The 22,420-nt window shown below is 71.2% G+C and carries 18 protein-coding genes; 9 read left to right on the top strand and 9 right to left on the bottom strand.

Annotation, left to right across the window (positions count from 1 at the left end):
- Positions 1–7: 7 nt before the first annotated feature.
- Positions 8–1,102: an NAD(P)/FAD-dependent oxidoreductase gene (locus RM446_RS22960; protein WP_311547506.1), complete on the top strand. Its 1,095-nt coding sequence runs from the start codon at positions 8–10 to the stop codon at positions 1,100–1,102.
- 257 nt (positions 1,103–1,359) lie between these two features.
- On the opposite strand, the gene RM446_RS22955 is transcribed toward RM446_RS22960, so the two are convergent.
- Together RM446_RS22955 and RM446_RS22950 are read right to left on the bottom strand one after the other, a co-directional pair.
- Positions 1,360–2,673 carry a 7-cyano-7-deazaguanine synthase gene (locus RM446_RS22955; RefSeq protein ID WP_311547504.1) on the bottom strand — a complete coding sequence of 438 codons (1,314 nt, stop codon included), beginning with the start codon at positions 2,671–2,673 and terminating at the stop codon, positions 1,360–1,362.
- 29 nt (positions 2,674–2,702) lie between these two features.
- Positions 2,703–3,296: a hypothetical protein gene (locus tag RM446_RS22950; RefSeq protein WP_311547503.1), complete on the bottom strand. Its 594-nt coding sequence runs from the start codon at positions 3,294–3,296 to the stop codon at positions 2,703–2,705.
- A gap of 462 nt (positions 3,297–3,758) precedes the next feature.
- On the opposite strand from RM446_RS22950, the gene RM446_RS22945 reads away from it, so the two are divergent.
- From RM446_RS22945 to RM446_RS22935, 3 genes are all read left to right on the top strand, one after another.
- On the top strand, positions 3,759–4,136 hold the full coding sequence (locus tag RM446_RS22945) for a VOC family protein (protein ID WP_311547502.1): 378 nt from the start codon (positions 3,759–3,761) through the stop codon (positions 4,134–4,136).
- Between the two features lie 74 nt (positions 4,137–4,210).
- Positions 4,211–4,831 carry a class I SAM-dependent methyltransferase gene (locus RM446_RS22940; protein ID WP_311547501.1) on the top strand — a complete coding sequence of 207 codons (621 nt, stop codon included), beginning with the start codon at positions 4,211–4,213 and terminating at the stop codon, positions 4,829–4,831.
- A 276-nt stretch (positions 4,832–5,107) separates the two neighbouring features.
- Positions 5,108–10,564 (top strand): ATP-binding protein, encoded by a 5,457-nt coding sequence (locus RM446_RS22935; RefSeq protein ID WP_311547500.1) that lies wholly within the window; start codon positions 5,108–5,110, stop codon positions 10,562–10,564.
- A gap of 240 nt (positions 10,565–10,804) precedes the next feature.
- Here the strand turns inward: RM446_RS22935 and RM446_RS22930 are convergent, their stop codons facing one another.
- Positions 10,805–11,260 carry a DUF6653 family protein gene (locus tag RM446_RS22930; RefSeq protein ID WP_311547499.1) on the bottom strand — a complete coding sequence of 152 codons (456 nt, stop codon included), beginning with the start codon at positions 11,258–11,260 and terminating at the stop codon, positions 10,805–10,807.
- 672 nt (positions 11,261–11,932) lie between these two features.
- On the opposite strand from RM446_RS22930, the gene RM446_RS22925 reads away from it, so the two are divergent.
- Positions 11,933–12,703 carry a dienelactone hydrolase family protein gene (locus RM446_RS22925; protein WP_311547498.1) on the top strand — a complete coding sequence of 257 codons (771 nt, stop codon included), beginning with the start codon at positions 11,933–11,935 and terminating at the stop codon, positions 12,701–12,703.
- A 200-nt stretch (positions 12,704–12,903) separates the two neighbouring features.
- Here the strand turns inward: RM446_RS22925 and RM446_RS22920 are convergent, their stop codons facing one another.
- The 5 genes from RM446_RS22920 to RM446_RS22900 all read right to left on the bottom strand — a co-directional run bounded on the left by RM446_RS22920 (position 12,904) and on the right by RM446_RS22900 (position 17,429).
- Positions 12,904–13,278 carry a Tn3 family transposase gene (locus tag RM446_RS22920; protein WP_311547497.1) on the bottom strand — a complete coding sequence of 125 codons (375 nt, stop codon included), beginning with the start codon at positions 13,276–13,278 and terminating at the stop codon, positions 12,904–12,906.
- A 91-nt stretch (positions 13,279–13,369) separates the two neighbouring features.
- A complete protein-coding gene (locus RM446_RS22915) occupies positions 13,370–14,161 on the bottom strand; it encodes an alpha/beta fold hydrolase (RefSeq protein WP_311547496.1) in 792 nt (263 codons plus the stop codon).
- 689 nt (positions 14,162–14,850) lie between these two features.
- Positions 14,851–15,603: an SDR family NAD(P)-dependent oxidoreductase gene (locus RM446_RS22910; protein ID WP_311547495.1), complete on the bottom strand. Its 753-nt coding sequence runs from the start codon at positions 15,601–15,603 to the stop codon at positions 14,851–14,853.
- A gap of 94 nt (positions 15,604–15,697) precedes the next feature.
- A complete protein-coding gene (locus tag RM446_RS22905) occupies positions 15,698–16,129 on the bottom strand; it encodes an Rrf2 family transcriptional regulator (protein WP_311547494.1) in 432 nt (143 codons plus the stop codon).
- A 181-nt stretch (positions 16,130–16,310) separates the two neighbouring features.
- On the bottom strand, positions 16,311–17,429 hold the full coding sequence (locus RM446_RS22900) for a serine hydrolase domain-containing protein (RefSeq protein ID WP_311547493.1): 1,119 nt from the start codon (positions 17,427–17,429) through the stop codon (positions 16,311–16,313).
- A 173-nt stretch (positions 17,430–17,602) separates the two neighbouring features.
- Here RM446_RS22900 and RM446_RS22895 point away from each other — a divergent pair, with 173 nt between their 5' ends.
- Entirely contained in the window at positions 17,603–18,262 is a 660-nt protein-coding gene (locus RM446_RS22895) for a TetR/AcrR family transcriptional regulator (protein ID WP_311547492.1), read from the top strand.
- A 95-nt stretch (positions 18,263–18,357) separates the two neighbouring features.
- A complete protein-coding gene (locus RM446_RS22890) occupies positions 18,358–19,590 on the top strand; it encodes an epoxide hydrolase family protein (RefSeq protein ID WP_311547491.1) in 1,233 nt (410 codons plus the stop codon).
- Between the two features lie 125 nt (positions 19,591–19,715).
- On the opposite strand, the gene RM446_RS22885 is transcribed toward RM446_RS22890, so the two are convergent.
- Complete coding sequence (locus RM446_RS22885) at positions 19,716–20,456, bottom strand: MerR family transcriptional regulator (protein WP_311547490.1); 741 nt, start codon at positions 20,454–20,456, stop codon at positions 19,716–19,718.
- Positions 20,457–20,834: 378 nt separating this feature from the next.
- Here RM446_RS22885 and RM446_RS22880 point away from each other — a divergent pair, with 378 nt between their 5' ends.
- Together RM446_RS22880 and RM446_RS22875 are read left to right on the top strand one after the other, a co-directional pair.
- Complete coding sequence (locus tag RM446_RS22880; RefSeq protein WP_311547489.1) at positions 20,835–21,452, top strand: stage II sporulation protein M; 618 nt, start codon at positions 20,835–20,837, stop codon at positions 21,450–21,452.
- Between the two features lie 262 nt (positions 21,453–21,714).
- Positions 21,715–22,401: a DUF899 domain-containing protein gene (locus RM446_RS22875; protein WP_311547487.1), complete on the top strand. Its 687-nt coding sequence runs from the start codon at positions 21,715–21,717 to the stop codon at positions 22,399–22,401.
- Positions 22,402–22,420 lie beyond the last annotated feature (19 nt).

The following is a 22,420-nucleotide window of genomic DNA, read 5'->3' as shown; positions in this document are numbered from 1 at the left end:
AGAGCCCATGTCCCCGACCGTGGCCGTCGTCGGCGGCGGATACGCCGGCATCAGCGTCGCCGCGCAGCTCGACGACGTCGCCGACGTGGTCCTCGTCGAACCGCGCGACGCCTTCGTGCACAGCGTCGCCTCACTGCGCAGCCTGGCCGACCCCGCCTGGATCGACCGGATCTTCCTGCCCTACGAAGGTCTGCTGCCGCGCGGGCGCGTGGTGCACGACCGCGCCTCGCGCGTCGACCACCGCGGCACCACCCTCGCCTCCGGCGAGCGGATCGCCGCCGACTACACCGTGCTGGCGACGGGCTCGGGCTACCCCTTCCCCGCCAAGCTCGCCGAGCACGAGAGCACCCGCGCCAAGGACCGCCTGCGCGCCGCCCACCGGGAGCTGACGGCCTCCGACCGCGTGCTGCTGCTGGGCGCCGGCGCGGTCGGACTCGAACTGGCGGGCGAGATCAAGGCCGCCTGGCCGCAGACCGCCGTCATCGTCGTCGAACCCGGGCCCGAAATCCTCTCCGGCGCCTTCACCGCCGAGTTCCGCACGGAGGTGCGCCGCCAGCTCGACGCGCTGGGGATCGAGCTCCTGCTCGACAGCTCCCTGGCCGCCGAACCCGCAACCGAGCCCGGCACCCGCGCCCCGTTCACCGCCGCCACCCGCGACGGCGCCCAGATCTCCGCCGACATCTGGTTCCGCTGCTACGGCGCGACCGTCAACACGGACTACCTGGCCGAGGACCTGGCGGCGGCGCGCGGACCCGGCGGGCGCCTGGCGGTCACCCCCGACCTGCGCCTGGTCGGCCAGGAGCGCGTGTTCGCCGTCGGCGACGCCGCAGCCGTCGACGACAGCCCCACGGCGGCCAACGCCCACGCCCACGCCGACACCACCGCCGCCAACATCCGCGCCATGATCGGAGGCGGACGGCCCAGCGCCCACACGCCCCGCCCTGGAGGGATCGCGCTGCCGCTGGGACCGGACGCCGGCGCTTCCTACCGCCCCGACCTGGGAGTCCTCGGCGCCGACGCAACCGCCGACATCAAGGGCCGGGGCATGATGCTCGACGCCTACCGCGACCTGCTCAACGCGGTCGGCACCGGCGCGCGGTAGGGCCGTGGTGGGCGACCTGCGCGCGGCGCTTGCGGCGGATGCCGGTGCGGGCCGAGCACCCGCACCGGCACGCGCTACTCGGCCAGGGCTGCCGCGAACGCCTCCTGCGGCTGCTCACCGGCCAGGACCCGCCCGCCGCCTACCAATGCCGTCCATCGCAAGGACGGAGGAGGCGCTTACCGGAGTTCCGACCGCGCGCTCATCACGTCCGGCTCCACTGTTGCCATGGCCTCGGCGGTGCGGCGCCTGGCCGAGTGTCAAGTTTCGTCGAGGAGGCCCCCGAGCGCGGCGGACAGCTCATCGTTTCGCCACTCCTGTGCATAGCGGGAGAACAGACCGAGGAGCTTCCGCTGCGTCGCCGGATCGAAAGAGCCCGGAACGCAAACGATGTCGGGGAACTCCCGGGCCAGGTTCGCCCACGACGGGCCGTCGCGGAAAGCGTGCCGGAGCCGGTCAACCTGCCACAGCATGGCTCGGGGATGGGTGCGCTTGCTCGCGGAGCCGTTCCCGGGTTCGGGGAGTCCTAGGTCCTTGTCGCTGGCGAGGATGCTCTGCACCCGGAGCAGGCACGAAGTACACACTCCGCAGTGGCGCGTGGCGGCGCGCCGAGAGAATCCCGTGTCGCAGGAGACGGTCGCGTCGAGGACGGCGTCGTAGTCGGAGGGCACCTGCGCCAGTAGTTCGGCCTTCGTGGTATGGGAGTAGGGATTCTCAATCCGGACGGGATGGTCGGCCACAGCTCCGGCGATCCGCTCCATCAGATCAAGCGTCCTCGGATGCACAGGGCGCGCCGACTGCGTTCCCACCTGTCCCCACGAACACGCGAGGTTCATGGCACCGGTGCCGTTCTCATAGACCCGGATGAGCGGACTCGTGTAAGCGACCGCAGTGGCGATAGCAGCACTCAGGAACACAAAGCCGCGGGTGCGTGCCGAGGTCTCACGGGGACGCCTCCGCGTCATGTTCAGGTGAAACGCAGCGGTATCGAGATCGCATCCGTTTCGCCGGGCATGCTTGGCCAGCTCGCGGGCGAGTTCCTTGCAGTGCCCCTGCTGCCGCGTGTTCGTGACGACGGTGACTAGGCGCAGCGCCGCATGGGAGCGCTGCTCTAGCTCGACTGCCAATCCCGCTGCCGAGTCCAGCCCACCGGAGAAGAGGACGGTCGCCATCTCCGCAGTGGAGATGAGGGGCTGCTGGTAGTACGTCGGTATCCAATCGGCGGCATGGAACGCGAAGCTCCATTCATCCCCAGTCATCCAGGACAGAAGCCTTTCGATGAGCCAACCGTGTTCGCGCCAGAAATCGAGGCGGCGTACAGGCAGGTCAAGCGCCAGGCGCCTGCACCATTCGGGTTCCTTCTCGCGCCATTTGTCGACTCGCGGGCGCGGCACGGCATGGTCGACGGCATAAGACGACGCGGCGATCTCCCACAGGTCCGCTGCGGGGCTTTCGGATTCGAGGAGGGCGCGCACCTCCCTGTTCGGTCGGTTGCGCGCGTCCAGCCCCCAGCACAGGGGCCAAGGGCCGGAATCGCCGTGCCAGTACTCGAAACGGAAGGGAGTGTGGACCATCGCGGCCTCCGGGCGAGGGGAAACATGGGTCAGCCGAGTAGGTCGCCAACAAGGCCGCGCACCAGCGGACCCAGCAGAAACATGTCGAATCCGCTCAAGAGGTCTAGAGCGTCGAAAGAGTCGAGTATCGAGTCCGATAAGTCGAACGGCGCCACACGGTCGATCCCGTACCGGCGGCCAACCCCGCGGAGGAACTCGATTGCGAGATCCTCCGTCAATTCGTCGGAGGACATGGCCATGAGGTCCTCCGCATTCCGGGTCGCGGCCAACGTCCGGACGGCCTGACCCGCCAGCGCCTCAGCTCCGGATGCGCTTGGGCCGGAGCACAACTCGTCCGGGTCGAGAGTTCCAGCACTTAGCCCTTGGGCGATCGTGCGGAGATTGTCGGCGGCCGCGTTCAGGTCGGGGCTGCCAAGACCCTTGACCGTCCCCTCGAGTGCACGCTTGATGGCCGCGTCCGTATCCGGATGATTGCTGAGCCGGGGCGCTCCAGGTCCACCGGAAGGGTCCGAGTCGCCGTCCCCGAAGGAAAGCTCGTTGCGAGGTCTGTCCCGGACCAGGGCCCTTGTCGCGCCGGTCCATCCCGGTCCGTGGTCACGAGTGAACTTGTCATCGTCAGGCACAAGGATCCTCGGGTCGAAGAGACGCTTCCACCGATCTTCAACCCGCTTGGCATCCAGGGCAATATTCCTAGTGACGATGGCCTATTCCGGACTCGGGAGGAGACCACGATTGCAATGGCGAATCCGGGGGAGCGCGGCGACGCTTATGGGTCGGCGAGCGTCATCGCCCCGCTGGAATCGTTGCGCTGCACCGGCGCACTGAAATCAAAGGGGCGCCCCGGATCTAGGTGTACTCCCGGAGATAGGACTGGGACAGGACTCCGCCGCCTCTGGGACCAGCGAATCCTCCGGCGAGGAAGGGGTGATCATCGAGCCGCGGAAAGCGGCTCGACGCGCAGGTAGCGAGTCGAGTCGTCAGTCGGCGCGGACGCTCAGAGGACCCCCTCAGGCAGCGGAGCACGATCCCGCGCACCGCCGCGGCGGCCTCGCCCCCGCCTCCCGGCGAGTGCCAGACTCAGGGGCGTGGCGACCAAGCTCTTCCCGATGCTGTCCTGCGGCGACCTCGCGCGGTCGCTGGCGTTCTACCGCGACCTGCTCGGCGGCGTGGAAACCTACCGGTTCCCCGAGGAGGGCCCGCCCCAGTTCGTGGCCCTGGCAGTGGGCGGATCCGAGATCGGGCTCGGCCCGGTCTCCGCCCAGCCCTGGCACGGACGTCGGCAGCGTCCCGCGACCGGGCACCGGATCGAACTGTGCGTCTACGTCGACGACGTCGACGATGCGTTCGCCCGTGCCGGCGCCGACGGGTTCGAGGCGGTCGCCGAACCGGCCGAGACTCCGTGGGGCGAGCGCATCGCCTGGATCGGCGACCCGGACGGCAACCTGGTGATGCTGACCCGCTAGCGCCGGGCGCGGAGGGTGTCCCGACCGGCGCCCGATACCGTCGGGGCGGGACGGTCCGGCAGGAAGGCGGTGCGGTGGTGGACGGAGGAGGGAACCGGTGGAGTGATCTCACCGGGGGCGAGGCGGGCGAGCGCTACGCCGCGCGGTTCGCGGCGCTGGCCGACTCCGGGGCCGACGTGCACGGCGAGGCGCACTTCTGCGCCGAACGGCTGGGGCCGGGCTCTCGCGTGCTGGACGCCGGCTGCGGCACCGGCCGGGTCGCGATCCGGCTGGCCGAGCTGGGCCACTGCTGCACGGGCGTGGACGCCGACGCGTCCATGCTGGCCCAAGCGCGCCGCCGCGCGCCGGCGATGACCTGGCGCGAAGCCGACCTGGTGGACGTCGCCGAGCTGGGACTGGAGCCCGGGTTCGACATGGCGCTGGCGGCGGGAAACGTCGTCCCGCTGCTGGCGCCCGGCACCGAGCCCGCTGTGGTGTCCGCACTGGCGTCCCTCCTGCGGCCCGGCGGGCTGCTCGTGGCCGGCTTCGGCCTCGACGCCGACCACCTGCCCCTGGACGAGGCCACGGTGACGTCGGCCCGCTACGACGCCTGGTGCGCCGACGCCGGCCTTGAACCGGTCAGCCGGCACTCGACCTGGGACGGCGACGCCTACACCGGCGGCGGCTACGCCGTCAGCGTCCACCGGCGCCCCTGACCCGCCCCGGGCGCCACGCACACCCGCACCCCGGCCCGACACCGCCGGCGGCGCCCCGGGCGGCCCCGGGGCCCGGATGTGAACTCGCCCACGTCTACCCGCTTTGCGCTCGGCGGTTTTTGCACGATTCCCACAACACCGGGCGGGACGCCTCCGTTGGCTGCGACATGGCACTACCGGCCGGTAGAAGGCAGGGTTGAGGATTGCGGCCGCCGTGCCTCACGCTTCGCGCGTCGTCGTTTCGCTCATCTGTCGTTCTAGGGAAGGGCTCTCCCGGTGTTCAGTCGTGTCGCCATCGTCAACCGCGGTGAGGCCGCCATGCGGCTCATCCACGCCGTCCGGGACCTGGCCGCCGAGACGGGCGCCCGGATCGAGACCGTGGCGCTGCACACCGACGTCGACCGCACGGCGGCCTTCGTCCGCGAGGCCGACCTGACCTACGAGATCGGCCCCGCCGCGGCACGCCCCTACCTCGACCAGGCCGTGCTGGAGCGCGCGCTGGTCGAGACCGGCGCCGACGCCGCATGGGTGGGCTGGGGCTTCGTCGCCGAGGACCCGGCCTTCGCCGAGCTGTGCGAGAAGGTCGGCGTCACCTTCATCGGGCCCAGCGCCGAGGCGATGCGCAAGCTCGGCGACAAGATCGGCGCGAAGCTCATCGCCGAAGAGGTCGGCGTCCCCGTCGCCCCCTGGAGCCGCGGCGCGGTCGAGAGCCTCGACGACGCCCTCGCCGCCGCCGCCCGCATCGGCTACCCGCTGATGCTCAAGGCGGCCGCCGGCGGCGGCGGGCGCGGCATCCGCGTGATCACCGGGGAGACCGAGCTCGCCGACGCCTACGAGCGCACCATCCAGGAGGCCGCGCGCGCCTTCGGCAGCGGCGTCGTGTTCCTGGAGCGCCTGGTCACCGGCGCACGCCACGTCGAGGTGCAGGTGATCGCCGACGGCCAGGGAAGCGCCTGGGCCCTGGGCGTGCGCGACTGCTCGGTGCAGCGCCGCAACCAGAAGGTCATCGAGGAGTCCGCCTCGCCCGTGCTCACCGCCGACCAGGCCGACGAACTCAAGGCCTCGGCCGAGCGCCTCGCCGTGGCCGTGGGCTACCGCGGCGCGGCCACCGTCGAGTTCCTCTACCACCCCGGTGACGGCATCTTCGCGTTCCTGGAGGTCAACACGCGCCTGCAGGTCGAGCATCCCATCACCGAGTCCACCACCGGCTTCGACCTGGTCAAGGCCCAGCTGCACGTCGCCTCGGGCGGCAGCCTCGACGGCGACCCGCCCGCCGAGCGCGGCCACGCCATCGAGGCCCGGCTCAACGCCGAGGACCCCGACCGCGACTTCGCGCCCTGCCCGGGCCGCATCGCCCGCCTGGACCTGCCCGCCGGCCCCGGGATCCGCGTGGACACCGGAGTCAGCGAGGGCGACACCATCCCCACCGACTTCGACTCGATGATCGCCAAGGTCATCGCCTACGGCCGCGACCGCGACGAGGCGCTGGGCCGGCTGCGCCGCGCCATGGCCGAGACCACCGTGGTCATCGAGGGCGGCGCCACCAACAAGAGCTTCGTACTGGACCTGCTCGACCGCCCCGAGGTGATCGGCGCCACCGCCGACACCGGCTGGATCGACCGCGTCCGCAGCGAGGGCGGGCTCGTCTCGCACCGCCACTCCGCCGTCGCGCTGGCCGCCGCCGCCATCGAGGCCTACGAGGAGGAGGAGCGCGTCGAACGCCAGCGCCTGCTCTCCACCGCCTTCGGCGGGCGCCCTCAGGTGCGCCACGAGAGCGGGCGCCCGCTCGATCTCAAACTGCGCGGCGCAAGCTACCGCGTGCGCGTGGCGCGGGTGGGCGCCCACCGGTTCCGCGTCGGCATCGAGAACGGCGGCGAGGCGCGCACCGCCGACGTCGAACTCGACCGCTTCGACAGCCACACCGGACACATCGTCGTCAACGGCGCCCGCTACCGGCTGCTCACCGGCACCCACGGACCCACCCACCTGGTCGAGGTCGACGGCGTCACCCACCGCGTCAGCCGCGACGAGGGCGGTGTCGTGCGCTCGCCCGCCCCCGCGCTGGTGGTCGCCACCCCGCTGGAGGCCGGCGCCGAGGTCGAGGCGGGCGCGCCCGTGCTCGTGCTGGAGAGCATGAAGATGGAGACGGTGCTGCGGGCGCCGTTCAAGGCGCGGCTGAAGGAATGCGTCGTCTCCGTCGGCAGCCAGGTCGAGACCGGCGCGGCCCTGCTGCGGCTGGAGCCGCTCGGCGGCGAGACCGAGGACACCGCGGCCGTGGCGTCGGCCGAGCTGGACCTGCCCGAGGCCGCCGAAGGCGTCCCGTCCGCGCAGCGCCTTGAGCGCGGCCGCGAGGACCTGCGCAGCCTGCTGCTGGGCTTCGACGTCGACCCGCACGACGAGGCGCGGGTCCTCGACGGCTACCTCGCCGCGCGGCGCGCGGCCGCCGCCGAGGGCCACCGGGTCCTGGGCGGGGAGCTGGGGCTGGTCGAGGTCTTCGCCGACCTCGCCGAGCTGAGCCGCAACCGCACCGCAGGCGAGGACGGCGGCGGCGACACCCGCGTGCACAGCCCCCGCGAGTACTTCCACACCTACCTGCAGAGCCTCGACGTCGAGCGGGCCGGTCTGCCCGAGTCGTTCCAGGCCAAGCTGGCCACGGCGCTGAGCCACTACGGCGTCGCCGACCTGGAGCGCACCCCGCGCCTGGAAGCCGCGGTGTTCCGCATCTTCCTCGCCCAGCAGCGCGCCTCGGCCGACGCCGCGGCCGTCGCGGCGCTGCTGCGCACCTGGCTGCAGGAGCCCCCGCCCGACGAGGCGCTGCGCGAGCCCGCCGGGCTGGCGCTGGAGCGGCTGGTCGCGGCCACCCAGGTCCGCTTCCCCGCCGTCGCCGACCTCGCGCGGGGCGTGGTCTTCGCCTGGTTCGGCCAGCCGCTGCTGCGCCGCAACCGCGCCCGCGTCTACGCCGGCGTCCGCAAGCACCTGCGCCACCTGGACGCCCACCCCGACGCCCCCGACCGCGAGGAGCGCATCGCCGAGATGGTGCGCAGCACCGAGCCGCTGGTGCGGCTGCTCGGCCGGCGGCTGCTGCGCAACGACCGGGACAACACGGTCATGCTGGAGGTGCTGACCCGCCGCTACTACGGCAACAAGGGCCTCTCGCAGGTGCACACCAGCCGCACCGCCGAGTGCACGTTCGTCGTCGCCCAGCGCGCCGAGTCCGCCGTCGCCTCCGCGGCGGTGTCCTTCGAGGAGCTGGGCGGCGCGCTGCGCGGGCTCGCGCAGGCGGCCGCGGACGCCGGCTCCCTCGACGCCGACGTCTACCTCGCCTGGGAGAACCAGCCCGCCGACTCCGAGGCCATGGCCGCCGCCCTGGCCGAGGTCATCGCCGCCCACCCGCTGCCCGAGCAGGTGCGCAGGCTCACCGCCACGGTCGCCGGGCGCAGCGGCGCGGTGATGCACCACCACTTCACCTTCCGGCCCGCGGACGAGGGCATGGCCGAGGACCGGCTCATCCGCGGCCTGCACCCCTACATCGCCCAGCGCATGCAGATGGAGCGGCTGAGCAACTTCGACCTCACCCGCCTGCCCTCCTCCGACGAGGAGGTCTACCTCTTCCAGTGCGTCGCACGCGACACCCCCTCCGACGAGCGCCTCGCCGCGTTCGCCCAGGTCCGCGACCTGACCGAGCTGCGCGAGCAGGACGGGCGCCTGGTCTCCCTGCCCACGGCCGAGGACGCCGTCGCCGCCTGCCTCGACTCGATCCGCCGCGCCCAGTCGCGCCGGCCCGCCAAGAAGCGGTTCAGCACCAACCGGATCGTGATCTACGTCTGGCCGACCAGCGAGATCACCCGATCGGAGCTGCAGACCATGGCCGACCGCGTGCTGCCCACCACCGCGGGCGCCGGTCTGGAGGAGATCCTGGTCATCGCGCGCCAGCGCGACAAGGACACCGGCGAGCCGACCAAGATCAGCGTGCGCATCGCCTTCGACGCCGCCGGCGGCACCGAGCTGACCGTGGGGCCGCCGCCGACCGAGCCGATCGAGCCGCTCGACGACTACCGGCAGAAGGTGCTGCGCGCCGGCCGCCGCAACACCGTCTACCCCTACGAGCTGACCGGCCTGCTCGGCGACTTCGCCGAGCACGACCTCGACGACGCCGGCGCGCTGGTGCCCGTCGACCGGCCCAAGGGGCGCAACACCGCGGCGATCGTCGCGGGCGTGGTCACCACACCCACCAGCCGCCACCCCGACGGCGTGACCCGGGTCGTGCTGCTGGGCGACCCGACCAAGGCGCTGGGCGCGCTGTCGGAGCCGGAATGCCGCCGCGTGATCGCCGCGCTGGACCTGGCCGAGCGCACGGGCGTGCCGCTGGAGTGGTATGCGCTCTCGGCCGGCGCCCGCATCTCCATGGAGTCGGGCACCGAGAACATGGACTGGGTGGCCGCCGCGCTCAAGCGCATCGTGGAGTTCACCCAGGACGGCGGCGAGATCAACATCGTGGTCGCCGGCATCAACGTCGGCGCGCAGCCGTACTGGAACGCCGAGGCGACGATGCTCATGCACACCAAGGGCATCCTGGTCATGACGCCGGACTCGGCGATGGTGCTGACCGGCAAGCAGTCGCTGGACTTCTCCGGCGGCGTCTCGGCCGAGGACAACTTCGGCATCGGCGGCTACGACCGGGTGATGGGCCCCAACGGCCAGGCCCAGTACTGGGCGCCGGACCTCGCCGGCGCGCGCGACGTGCTGATGCGCCACTACGACCACGCCTACGTCGCCCCCGGCGAGCAGGCGCCGCGGCGCGCCGCCACCGCCGACCCCGCCGGCCGCGACGTCTGCGACTTCCCGCACGCCATGGAGGGCAGCGACTTCACCACGGTCGGCGAGATCTTCTCCGCCGAGGCGAACCCGGAGCGCAAGAAGCCCTTCGACATCCGCACGGTGATGCGCGCCGTCTCCGACCAGGACCACCCGGTGCTGGAGCGCTGGGCGGGCATGGCCGACGCCGAGACCGCAGCGGTGCAGGACGCGCACCTGGGCGGCATGCCGGTGTGCCTGCTGGGAATCGAGTCGCGGTCGGTGCAGCGGCGCGGGTTCCCGCCCACGGACGGCCCCGACACCTACACCGCGGGCACCCTGTTCCCGCGCTCGTCGAAGAAGGCGGCGCGGGCGATCAACGCGGCCAGCGGAAACCGGCCGCTGGTGGTGCTGGCCAACCTGTCGGGCTTCGACGGCTCGCCGGAGTCGATGCGCAAGCTGCAGCTGGAGTACGGCGCCGAGATCGGCCGCGCGATCGTGAACTTCCGCGGGCCCATCGTGTTCTGCGTGATCTCGCGCTACCACGGCGGCGCGTTCGTGGTGTTCTCCAAGGCGCTGAACCCGGACATGACGGTGCTCGCGGTGGAGGGCTCCTTCGCCTCGGTGCTGGGCGGCGCACCGGCCGCCGCGGTGGTGTTCTCCGGCGAGGTCGACGCCCGCACCGCGGCCGACGAGCGGATCACCGGCCTTGAGGCGCGTGCGGCGGCCGCCGCCGGCGCCGACCGCGCGGCGCTGACCGCCGAGTTGGACGAGCTGCGCTCGGCGGTGCGCGCGGAGAAGCTCGGCGAGGTGGCCGCGGAGTTCGACCGCGTGCACAACATCCGCCGCGCGGTCGAGATGGGCTCGGTCGACGCGGTCATCGACGCCGCGGAGCTGCGCCCCCGCATCATCGAGGCCATCGAGTCGCGCCTGGGCTGAGGCCGATCCCGCAACGGGACGGGGGCGGGGGGCGGAGTGACCGCCCCCCGCCCAGGGTGCCGCGGCCGTGGTGCCCCCGGCCATCCTCGGTGCGGACCGACCGGCGGGTTCTTCAACGGGGACGGGCCGGTGCCCTGGTAGCGGGTTCACTCCCAGGCAGGACGCCGCAGTCCCGGCACCGTCCCGGGCTAGCTAGGGGGTGGCCAGGCGGGCCCTCCCGCCTGGCCACGCCGACCCCGGTCAGTCGCCGCCGGCGCGGGCGTCGGCGACGTGGCGGTCGTAGTAGCGCGCCATCTGCTCCCAGTAGACCATCGTCAGACCCATCATCGCCGCCGTGGCCGCCCCTGCGCCGACCGGGCGGCGGCGGTAGGCGGCGGCGATGGCGAGCATGCTCGCGACCGAGGTCGCGGCCTGCACCGCCATCGCGGCGTCACGCGGGCGCTCGGTGATCCAACGCTCCTCCCCGAGCATCGCCCGTGTCGCCCACGCACTGTCGTCGGCCGGTTCGGGAAACAGCACCGGGTTGAGCGCCATCCACCCGGCCACCAGCGCGGTGGGCTTCCAGCTGCGGGTCCAGACCGGTACCAGGATCAGCGGGGAGGTCGCCCACCGCGACCAGGCGCTCCACGGGTTGCTGTGGCGGGCGAAGACGGCGCGGCGCAGGCGCGCGACGGCGCCGGGGGACGAGACTGACACGAAGACGTCCTTTTCGTAGCGGACACTCGAATACACACGCCGACCAGACTTCCCGGCACACCGCGCAGCACGCTACGCCCGCAAGCGGGTGCGGGCAACAGTGACCAGAACCCCGACCGCGCCGGAAAACCGCCGATGTCTTCGAAGGTGCGCCGCACGCCGGGGGCGGAGGACGCGCTTCTCGCGGCCGGCACCGCTCTCGCGGAGGCGGGTCAGCCGTACTCGTGGCGGTCGCGGCCGATCGGGTGTCACCGGCGCAGATCCGGGCAGTCTCACTGAGGATCGGCATGCGTACCGAAGAATCGTTGGCTTGCGCCGGAGCGAACAGGCCATTGCTGTGGATTAGCGGCGCTATGCTCTCGCGCGTGGATATCGTCGAGCTTCGCCGCGACCTCCGAATGCTGATTAGCTCTCCCGGCCAGGCGTACCTGGCCCTGTACTCCTGAAGCTGTCCTGAAAATCAGGATTCTCACCGTACGGGGTATCCGGAACATCCGTGGTCGCGGTCGCAGGCCATCGCGAGTCCGATTGCTACCTGTACGCACGAGGATCCGCTATCGGGCACCGATCTCGACGAGGTGAACCTCGTGGCGGGCTTCCGATGAGACAGGGCAAGTCAGCCGAGGGTGAACACCGACTCGGGCGCGGCGGGTGCTCGCTAGTGTGGGTCAAGTGATCACAACGCGCGAAGTCAGGTACGACGTTGACGGTTTGACGATGGTTGGCCACCTGGCGTGTCCGGACGGTGAAGGCCCCTGGCCGGCCGTGCTGATCGGGCACGACGGGGTCGGTCTCGAGGGTTACCAACGCGGCCGCGCCGATCAGCTCGCGGAGCACGGCTATCTAGCTTTCGCGATGGATTACCACGGTGGGCGAACGTTTTTCGGAGACCCGGAAGCAATGCTGGCCCGGGTCATGCCGCTGATTGACGATCCCGACCGGATGCAGGCCATCGGCCGCGCCGCGCTCGACGTCCTGCTCGCGGTGCCCGGTGCTGACCGTGATCGACTCGGCGTCCTCGGTTACGGCGCCGGTGGCAGCATCGTGCTGGAACTTGCCAGGGCCGGAGTGCCGTTCCAGGCCGTTGCCATAGTCCATCCCGGGCTGCCAAAAGCCCGCTCGGAGGATTGGACTAACGTGACCGCCCCGTTCCTTCTCTGTACAGGGTCCGAGGATCCAATCTGCAGCCCTGACCAGGTACTGGCGTTTACCTGTGCGTTGCAGGACGCCGGGGTCGACTGGCGCGTGAACGTCTACGGCGGAGCTGAGCACGCCTTCTGGGCGGCGCCGAATAATCCGGACGGCTCTCTCACCGGTGGGACGACCCACGTCAATGCCACCGTGCCCGGCGTGGGTTATCACCCGGCGCACGCGGCGCGGGCATGGCGGGCGGTGTTCGACCTGTTCGACGAGACCATCGGGATTCCGTCGGTCACAGCTTGAGCGATCCCGCCATGCCTCCGAACCGGATTCCCAGAAATCACCAACACAGACACGGCAGCCACGCTGCGCACGCTCGCGGTGCTGGACGACGGGCTCAGCGAACCCAGTCACGGTTCCTCATCGCGGACGACGGCAGCCCCGTTCGGCAAATTCACAGAGCGGTCCTCAGCGAGACGGGATCGGTAGGTCGAGACGCGTACTCATATCCAGGTGGAAGCGTCCGCAGGGGTTGATATTGGACCCGGCCGCGGGTTGAACCGGTGCAGGATCGACTCGGGCTCGGCGGTGCCCGGCCGCAGCGCGGTGGCGTGGTTGACCATCTGGTCGTACTGCTGGGCGATGAGGTCCCACTTGATCGGCCGGGGGGCCACGGATCCAAGATGTGCCCAGGTGCTGCCGTCGTCGGGTCGGTACAGCCGGATGGGGCCGATGTTCTTCAACCGGGGCAGCAGGCGGAAGCCGAGCAGTTCGGTGAAGGCGAACCCGATCACGCTGGCGCCGTGGGTGTCGACGTAGTCCGCCTCGATTTCGGCGTTGGTGCAGTGCCGCAGCAGTTCCTCGATCATCGCTGGCACCTTCGACGATGAGCTGTTTCGGTCACGGCTAGCCCCTCGTCGGCCACGCCACCACCGCCCTGGAGCAGGCCGCGGGCGGCCCGCCGCGTTCCTATGGCTCGTGCGAGGTAGCGGTGAGGAAGTCCAAGACCAGGGGGCCGGCGTGGGTGCGGGCCTCCTCGAAGTAGGCGTGGCGGGTGCCGGGGAAAACGTGGAGTCGGGCGTCGGGGATGCGGTCGGCGAGCAGTGGAGCATTGGCGGTGGGGTTGAGCAGGTCGTCGGCTCCGTGGAGGACCAGGGTGGGTGCGCTGATGCCGGGCAGTAGGTCCCAGGCGTTGTGGCGGTTGCTGGCTGCGAGATGGTGGCGCCGGGAGTGGGCGGGCATGCGGGGGTCGCCGAGGGTGTGGTGCGGGCCGGGGTGGTCGGCGAGCCAGCGGGGCGTGTACATGAGCTCCAGCAGGGCTTGGCGCGCGGCTCCGGGCTGAGGCTGGGCCAGAGCCTGGCGGACGTCGTTGCCGCGTTCGATGCTGTGCGGGCCGCCGGGGGAGGTGCAGCCGAGGATCAGGGCGTTTACTCGGTGCGGGTGGCGGGCGGCGAGTTGCTGGGCTACACGGCCGCCCATAGACGTGCCGTAGACGTCGGCCCGGTCGATGCCGAGATCGTCGAGGACGGCGATGACGTCCTGGGCGAACAGTTCGGTGCTGTGGCCCATGTCGGGCTTGTCGCTGTCGCCGGTGCCGCGGTAGTCGAGGGTGAGGGTGCTGCGGGCGGGGTGGAAATCGGTGCGGACCGGGTCCCACCAGTGGTGGTTGCTGGCCTGGCCCGCCAGCAGGACGAGGGGCGCTCCGTTGCCTTGGAACTGGTAGGCGATGCGGGTTCCATCGGGTGTCGTCGTGTACGCCATCGGCTGGGTCTCGCAACTCCGGTGTGGGCGGGAACGGCACTCTGCTGCGGTCGTGGCGGTCGTGAACCGCGGGAGGACACGGAACGCGGGGGAAGCAGTGGCGATGCGGGTGGCGGTGTGGGGGCCTGTCGGCCTACCGGACCAGCGAGCTGAGCGCCCACGGCCATCTCATTATGGCGTTTCCTGGTCGTGCCGCTGCTGTCGGCCCGGGCCCTGCGCCCGGCCCCGAAGCTCCGGCGGAAGGACAAGTAGTCGCGCTGCGCCGCCGGAAGGTCTATGTCGAAGGTGCCGGTCGGCGGCAGCCCAAGTGGGCAGCGTCATCGGCGGAGCGCGCGGCACGCGATGAGCCGACCACAGCACTCCGGAGGCCAGGGAAGTACTGGGAGAAGCGGGTGTCCTCCCCACGATACTCGCCGGCAGTGCTGCCGAGGCTGACGGGGGCACGGTGCGCGCGTGCGGGGAACCTCTCTTCGATTACGTTGTAAATAACGTTATCTGGCAAACATAAATACGAAACGAAACACGAAACCATCTCGCCCCCTTCGCTTCCGATAAGTGAGCGTTATCGGAAGCGAAGGGGGACAATGGTGTGCCCGCGCCACCCGGGCGCTGCAACGGAACTCCGGGCGGGCGCGGCCGTGGTGTGCCGGGAGGGGGCCTGCTTGGCTCCTGCTTCCCGAGATCAGGCCCTAGAGCTGTGTGCTGCCGCCGTCCACCACCAGTTCCGCGCCGGTGGTGAAGGTGCTCTGGTCGCCGGCCAGGTGGAGGGCGGTGGCGGCGACCTCCTCCGGACGGCCGATCCGGCCGAGCGGAGTCAGCGGGGCGGGCTCGGCCGCGGTCGAAGGGTCGCCCTGAGGGAAGGCGGCGCGCAGCTCGTCTCCGCCAGGGGTCGCAACATCGCCGGGGGTGAGGGTGTTGACGCGGATTCCGCGCTCAGCCAGCTCCGCGGCCCAGGTGCGGGCGAGGCTGCGGATCGCGGCCTTGGTGGCGGAATAGACACCCAAGCCAGGAACGGCCCGCAGGGCCGCGCTGGAGGACAGGAGCATCACCGAGGCGCCGTCCGTCAGCAGCGGCAGCGCCTTCTGGACCGTGAAGACCGTGCCCTTGAGGTTGATCGCGGTCGTGCGATCGTACTCCTGCTCGGTGATCGCGCCGAGAGGGCCGTAGTCCCCCACTCCGGCGTTGGCCACCACAATGTCCAGGCGGCCGCTGCGGTCGGCGATCTCGGCGAAGAGCCGGTCGAGGTCGCCGAGGTCGGAGACGTCGCTCTGGACGGCGATGCCGCGGGCGCCGACCTGCGCGGCGGCGGCGTCCAGCTCGGCCTTGCGGCGCCCGGTCAGGTAGACGGTCGCGCCCTCGGCGGCGAACCGGCGGGCGATCGCCAGGCCGATGCCGCTGTTGGCGCCGGTGACGAGGGCGGTCCTGTTATCCAGCTGTCCCATGGGACTCTCCGATTCCGTGATCGTAACTATTCTTGTTACATCGATGGGCGCGGGCCGCGGCCTCCCTCGATCGGGGGAAGTCAGCGGTGCGGGGTCAGGCGGCCTTCAAGACGTCCCGTAGCACGTCCTCCAACGTGGTCCTGGCCAACTCCCTGCTCAGGGCGGCCTCCACCTGCTCGTACACGGCGGTCATCGCCGGCCCGATGCCGTGGCCCACGACGCACTCGGGGTTCGGTGCCGCGCGGTGCAGGGCGAAGACCGGTCCCGGCTCGATCGCCCGGTAGACGTCGAGCAGGGTGATCGCCGCCAGGTCCCGCGCGAGCATCCAGCCCGCTCCCGCCCCCCGCTGCGACTCGGCCAGGCCGGCCTTGCGCAGCTCGGCCAGCAGGCGGCGGATCACCACCGGGTTGGTGTTGACGCTCGCCGCGATCTGCTCGGAGGTGGCGACCTCGTGGCCGCGCCGCTGGTACAGCCCGATCCATGTCAGTGCATGGGCCGCAACGGTCAGCCTGCTGTTGGCACTCACGTCGGCCTCCACCTCCCTCGCCGCTCGACTTCATCGTAACAGAAAAAGTTACAACGAACAGGCGGCGCGTCCGGCAGGGGAGCAGCCCCCGACCGGACCGGCCCCCCGGTCACAGAACCCTGGTGCACGGGGTGGACCGTGGACAAGCGGATCCCAATCGATCAGCGCCGCTCCCGCCCGGTCACCCGTGCATCGCCAGGCGGTACAGAGCTGCAAGCGCGTCGTCGATGGGATGGGGCTGCGGCCTTCCCGAGGAGTCGAGCCTGTTCCACCTCTGCAGGTTCACCGCCACCGACATCTGCCGCTTGCCGTCGGCACGGGTCATGGCGAGCGCTCCACCGCCCCAGACCGAGCCGCCATGGCCCCAGAAGGCGCCCTGGCCGGGACCCTCCATCGGGTGCAGGCCCAGGCCGTAGTCGATGGTCCTGCCCTCCTGGGAGACGACCGGGACGGTGCGTTTCATCTGCGCCAGCGACGACGGGCTGACGATCTCCCCCGCCAGCAGCATGCCGAAGAAGCGGTTGAGGTCCGCGGCGGTCGAGACCAGCGAGGCCGACGGCCCCACCCACGACATGTCGTAGACGCTGTAGTCGCGCGGCGGGTCGATCATGCCGAACCAGGCCTCGTAGAGGCGCGAGTGCGGGCCGTCGACGTGGGGTCCGGCGGGGAGTTCGGTGTTCCGGAGCCCGGCGCGCTCGATGACGTTGCGGGTGATGCAGCGCTCGGCCGCCGTGCCGGTCACCCGCTCCAGGAGTCGGACGAGGAGCAGGTAGTTGGTGTTGGAGTACACCCCCGGAGTGCCGCCCGGTGTGCCGACGGCAGGTGCGGCGGCCCCCATCCCGATCAGTTCAACGGGGTCGAACCGCGTGAAGCGGTGCTCGTCCAGGCTCTCGGGGCCGGTGTCGGCGAGGGCGGGGAAGGCCTTGAGGGAGGGGTAGGCGCAGGGGAGGTACTCGGCGAGGCCGCTGGTGTGGTTGAGCAGCATCCGGACCGTGATCGCTTCGCCGCGTTCTCCGGCAAGCAGCTCCGGCAGGTACCGGCCGATCGGTGTGTCGAGACCGATCCGGCCGCTTTCGACCTCCTGCAGAACGGCGGCGGCGGTGAAGGTCTTGGTGATGCTGCCGACACGGTGGCGCATGTCGGCGGTGACGGGACGGTCGGTGGCGACGTCGGCGACCCCGGCGGCGCCGCGCCAGACCTGGTCGCTGTCGCGCACCTCGGCGAAGAGCCCCGGCATCCCGGCGCGGTGGACGGCTTCAAGGGCTGCGTCCAGTGCCGCAGCGTCCAGTGGTGTGTCCATGTCATGCGTCCTTTCGTGTTCGCCGGGGTGAGCGGCGGATCGGTCGCCGGCCCCCGGGCGGCAGGGCACGAGCGGCATGCCGGCTCGCCCGCCACACGCATGCCCTCATTATGCACGCACCGCGTGCAACGCCAAGTGCATGGGATAGGCTGAGAGTCGACGAGAGGAGCGCGATGGCAGGCCGAAGGCGCTGGTCAACCGAGGAGATCCTGGATGAGGCGGCGGAGCTGCTGCGCACGAGCGACGCGGACTCGTTCAGCGTGCGCAAGCTGGCCGGGGTACTCGGGACCGACTCCTCCAGCCTCTACCGGCACTTCCGCAGCAAGACCGAACTGCTGCGCGCGGTCGCCGACCGGATCCTGCTGACCGCGATGGAGGGCTACCGCCCCGAAGGCGACTGGAAGCGGCGCATCACATCCCTGGCCCTGCATGTCAGGGACGCCTTCGGCCGGCAGCCCCAGCTCGCCGCGGTCTGGGGGCGCTATGCGTCAAGCGGCACCGGCTCGCGGCTGGTGATGGAAGAGGTACTTCAGGCTCTGCGCGCGTCGGGGCTGCCCGAGGAGGAGATCCCGGCGCGCTACCACCGGATCGCGGTCCTCATCGCCGCGCTGATCGCCTCCGAGGCCGGTGTCAGCACCGTCACCCCCGCGGAGCACGAACAGGGCATGGAGCTGTTCCGGGTGGCGGTGCTGGGCGCCGACCCCGAGCACTTCCCGGCCCTGGCCCACTTCGCGCGCGAGGTCCGCCCCCTGGGGGCAGACCGCCGCGCCGCGTTCGAAGAGATCCTCGCCGCCCACCTCGCCCACATCGAGGCCGCGATCGGCCCGAGCTAGCCGACCGGCTCGCAAGCGCCGGAGAACCCCGGCGCAACGCCATCACAGCTCGCCGCCCCCTACCCCTGCACCCGACGCCGACAAGGAACACTGCGATGAGCACCCGCGGCTTCCCCCTGACGCCCGTTCCGATCCACGTGTCCGACGAGGTCCTCGACGACCTGCGCACCCGCCTCGCCTCGACCCGCCCGCCGCTGGACGAGGCGAACGGGGACTGGTCCTACGGCGTGCCCGACGGCTATCTCCGTGAGCTGGTCGCCTACTGGCGGGACGGCTACGACTGGCGCAGGGCCGAGGCCGCCATCAACCTCTACGAGCACTACCAGGCGAGCGTCGACGGCGTCCCGGTGCACTTCATGCGCAAACCCGGCCGCGGCCCCCGTCCGATCCCGCTGGTCCTGACCCACGGCTGGCCGTGGACGTTCTGGCACTGGTCGAAGGTGATCGACCCGCTCGCCGACCCGGCCGCGTTCGGCGGCGACCCCGCCGACGCCTTCGACGTCATCGCGCCGTCTCTGCCCGGCTTCGGCTTCCCCGGCCCGCTCAGCGGCTTTCCGGACGTCAACTTCTGGAAGGTCTCCGACCTCTGGCACACCCTGATGACCGAAACCCTGGGGTACGAGAAGTACGCCGCAGGAGGCTGCGACATCGGAGGGATCGTCTCCAGCCAGCTCGGCCACAAGTACGCCGACGAGCTGTACGGCATCCACATCGGATCCGGACTGCCGCTCGACTTCTTCACCGGCCCCCGGGCCTGGGACTTCGCCCGGAACCGGCCCCTCAGCGACGACCTGCCCGCCGACGTCCGCGCCCGGATCATCGAGATGGACCACCGCTCGGCGAGCCACCTCGCCGTGCACATGCTCGACGGGGCCACCCTGGCCCACGGGCTGAGCGACTCACCCGCCGGACTGCTGGCCTGGCTGCTGGAGCGCTGGAACGCCTGGAGCGACAACGGCGGCGACGTCGAATCCGTCTTCACCAAGGACGACCTGCTCACCCATGCCACGATCTACTGGGCGAACAACTCCATCGCCACGTCGATGCGCTACTACGCCAACGCCAACCGCTACCCCTGGTCCCCCGCACACGAACGCACCCCGGTGGTGCAGGCCCCGGTCGGCCTGACCTTCGTCACATACGAGAATCCGCCCGGCATCCACACCGCCGCCGAGCGCGTCCAGGCGTTCAGGACCGGCCCGCAGGCCGCCTGGTTCAACCACGTCAACGTCAACGCCCACGACCACGGCGGCCACTTCATCCCCTGGGAGAACCCCGACGCCTGGGTGGACGACCTGCGCCGCACCTTCCGCGGCCGCAGGCCCTGAACGACTTCCGCAGGCCCAAAGGGACGGGGCCCGCCGTCCTGCGCCTGCGGGGCGCTTCCCCGCTCACCGGGGCGGCACCGGCTCTTCAGGTCCGCTCCGGTGCGGCGGGCAGGCGGGCGAGGGCGTCAGGGTAGGCCGTCGCCCGCGCTTGAAGCCTCCGCTTGCAGGAGAGCGTGCAAACGCTTCAGAACCGACAGCTGTGCGGGGTTGTACAACTGCACCACGGCCTCGGCCATCGTCTGTTCGGCATGCTGCGTACCACGCGGTGCGTCGGCCGCGGGGTCGACCGCCCACGGGTTCTCCTCGCGCCCTCTGCGGACGACCGGCACCATGCGCGCGGCGAGACGGTCGATCGCGGCATCGTCGGCGTCCGCTGGGAGAGCCTCGAACTCCTCCTCGGAAGCGTCGGGTTCACCGATCAGTTCGCCGAACTCCTCGACGGACCTCTCGCTGAGAACGGTCGAGTAGACCATCAGCAGCGACCGCTGCCGATCGGAGAGCTCACGGGAGACCGGAACGAACGCTGGGGGCAGGTAGGCCGGTGCGCGGTGGTGCAGGACGGCGGCCAGCTCCGCGCGCACGCGGCTGATCCGGGCGACGGTCGCTTCCAGCTGCTGGTCCAGCGCGCGGATCGCCTCCTCCGGGGTCTCGTCGGCTCCTCCCATCGACCCCACCTCCGACAGCGGCACCCCCAGATCGCTCAACCGCTTGATCTTCAACAGACGGACCAGGTGCGCGACCTCGTACTGCTTGTATCCGTTCGCCGTCCGCTCCGGCACGTCCAGCAAGCCGATCCTGTGGTAGTACCGGACGGCCTTCACCGTCGTGCCGGCGAGATCGGCGATCTGCCGAGTACTCCAGGCCACGCGATGCCTCCCTTGCGCCGCGACTGCGCGGAGCGAACCACCCCGCACTCCACCCTGTGCCTACCCAGCCCACACTCTGCCCCGGGGGCACAGTCAAACGGTACACAGCGCCTTGGAGGGCCGCGGCGGCTGAGCGTCCGACAGCGCCTCTCCGCTCGCCGGTGCGCAGCGCTTGACTCTGCCCCGAGGCCATGGTCTGCAGTGGCGGCGTTCCGCGTGCACACGCGGATCACTCCCTCGCCGCCGACCGCACGGCCGCGCATCGTGTGGTCGCCACGCACGCCGGCCGGCCCGCGGCGAGGCGCGCATTGCGGCAGCGAAATGCCGGGACAGGAACCCGAGCGGTTCATCAGCCATCGCGAACACGGAGCTCGACGCGTGCGAATCCTTCGAATGCCCTTCCAGATCATCCGCGCGAACGTCCGCGCCTATCTCGTGATGAACGCGATCGCCTACGGCGTGTTCCTCATCGGCGTGGGGGCGGCGCTGCTCTTTCCCGAACTGAACGCGGCACAGGTCGGTTCCCAGCGCGAGGACGGGACCGCGGACCTGGTGGGGACGCTGCTCGGGAACCCCTGGCTGTTCGGCCTGACCATCTTCGCGGTCAACGTGCTGACCGTCGCTGCGCTGAGGATCCTGCTGCCCTCGATGGTCGTGCCCTTCGCCGGTATCGCCGCCTTCGCCTACAAGGCCTACGAAACCGGGGTGATCCTCGCCCCGGTCGACGCGACCGCGGCGAAGCTCATGATCCCGCACTCGCTGACGCTCGTCATCGAGTTCCAGGCCTACGCCCTGGTCATGCTCGGCTCCTACCTCTTCGGGAAGGCGTGGCTTCGCCCTGCGACGGTCGGGGCTGACAACCGCCGCCAGGGATACCTCCGCGGCCTGAAGCAGACCGGCTGGTTGGGCCTGCCCGCACTTGCGCTGTTCGTCCTCGGCGCCGCCTATGAGGCCGTCGAACTCGTCTACCTCGTCCCACCGCTGGTCGCGGGTTGATCTCAGCGCACCGGCCGGGCCGGCGGTCGCACCGCGGGCGCTTGGGCCTCGGGGACGGCCTGCTCCCTCCACCAGGACGAACGCCCAGCCTACGACCCTGTTCGGTTGCCGCTCCCGCCCCACGGCACCGCCCGCCGGTGTGGGGCGGTGCCGCGAGTACCGGGCCGCGCGGGGGGCCGATGAGTTCGGGGGACGGGCCGAGTCCCCACATCGAGGTGGACCGCACGCGCGATGCGGCCGGACACACAACCGGGAGGACCCCATGACCGCCAATGCCCTGCCGCCCGTCGTGGACGCCGACACCTGGCAGCGCCGGCTCGACGAGCTGCGCGCCCGGGAGAAGGCCGCGACGCGCGAACTCGACGCGATCGCCGCCCAGCGTCGCCGCATGCCGATGGTCGAGCTGCCCGACTACACCCTGGAGGGCGAGCAGGGCCCCGTCCGGCTCGCGGACGTCTTCGGCGGCGCCTCGCAGCTGATCGTCTACAACCACATGTGGTTCGCGGGCGAACGGTGGCAGTGCGGGGGCTGCACCTGGCTCACCTCCCAGTACACGCGGCTGGAGTTCCTCCGCAACTACGACGCCCGGTTCGTGGTCGTCACCCAGGGCCCGATCGAGGAGGCGCTCGCCTACAAGCGCCGTGTCGGCAACCGGATGGCCTGGTACTCCACGGCCAACAGCACGTTCGGCGCCGACGTCGGAGCCCCGCCCGGCGGCGGGTTCGCCGTCAACGTGTTCCTGCGCGACGGCGCGACCGTCTACCGCACATGGCATACCGACGGCCGCGGAACCGAGCAGCTCAGCCACACTTTCCCGCTGATCGACGTGCTCCCCTACGGGCGGCGGGAGGAGTGGCAGGACTCACCCGAAGGCTGGCCGCGTTCGCCCGCCTACAGCGGCTGGCCCGGTTCCGACGACGTTGCCGCCCTCTACGGCGAGGAGGACTGAGCGCCGCCCACCCCCGGCG

The organism is Streptomonospora wellingtoniae (assembly GCF_031845375.1).
Taxonomy (GTDB): Bacteria; Actinomycetota; Actinomycetes; order Streptosporangiales; family Streptosporangiaceae; genus Streptomonospora; species Streptomonospora wellingtoniae.
This window is presented reverse-complemented; position numbering and strand designations above follow the sequence as displayed.

Coding starts and splice junctions, on each gene's coding strand:
- RM446_RS22960 (WP_311547506.1), top strand. CDS start 8: ATGTCCCCGACCGTGGCCGTCGTCGGCGGCGGATACGCCGGCATCAGC.
- RM446_RS22955 (WP_311547504.1), bottom strand. CDS start 2,673: ATGGTCCACACTCCCTTCCGTTTCGAGTACTGGCACGGCGATTCCGGC.
- RM446_RS22915 (WP_311547496.1), bottom strand. CDS start 14,161: ATGGCGTACACGACGACACCCGATGGAACCCGCATCGCCTACCAGTTC.
- RM446_RS22910 (WP_311547495.1), bottom strand. CDS start 15,603: ATGGGACAGCTGGATAACAGGACCGCCCTCGTCACCGGCGCCAACAGC.
- RM446_RS22900 (WP_311547493.1), bottom strand. CDS start 17,429: ATGGACACACCACTGGACGCTGCGGCACTGGACGCAGCCCTTGAAGCC.
- RM446_RS22895 (WP_311547492.1), top strand. CDS start 17,603: ATGGCAGGCCGAAGGCGCTGGTCAACCGAGGAGATCCTGGATGAGGCG.
- RM446_RS22890 (WP_311547491.1), top strand. CDS start 18,358: ATGAGCACCCGCGGCTTCCCCCTGACGCCCGTTCCGATCCACGTGTCC.
- RM446_RS22875 (WP_311547487.1), top strand. CDS start 21,715: ATGACCGCCAATGCCCTGCCGCCCGTCGTGGACGCCGACACCTGGCAG.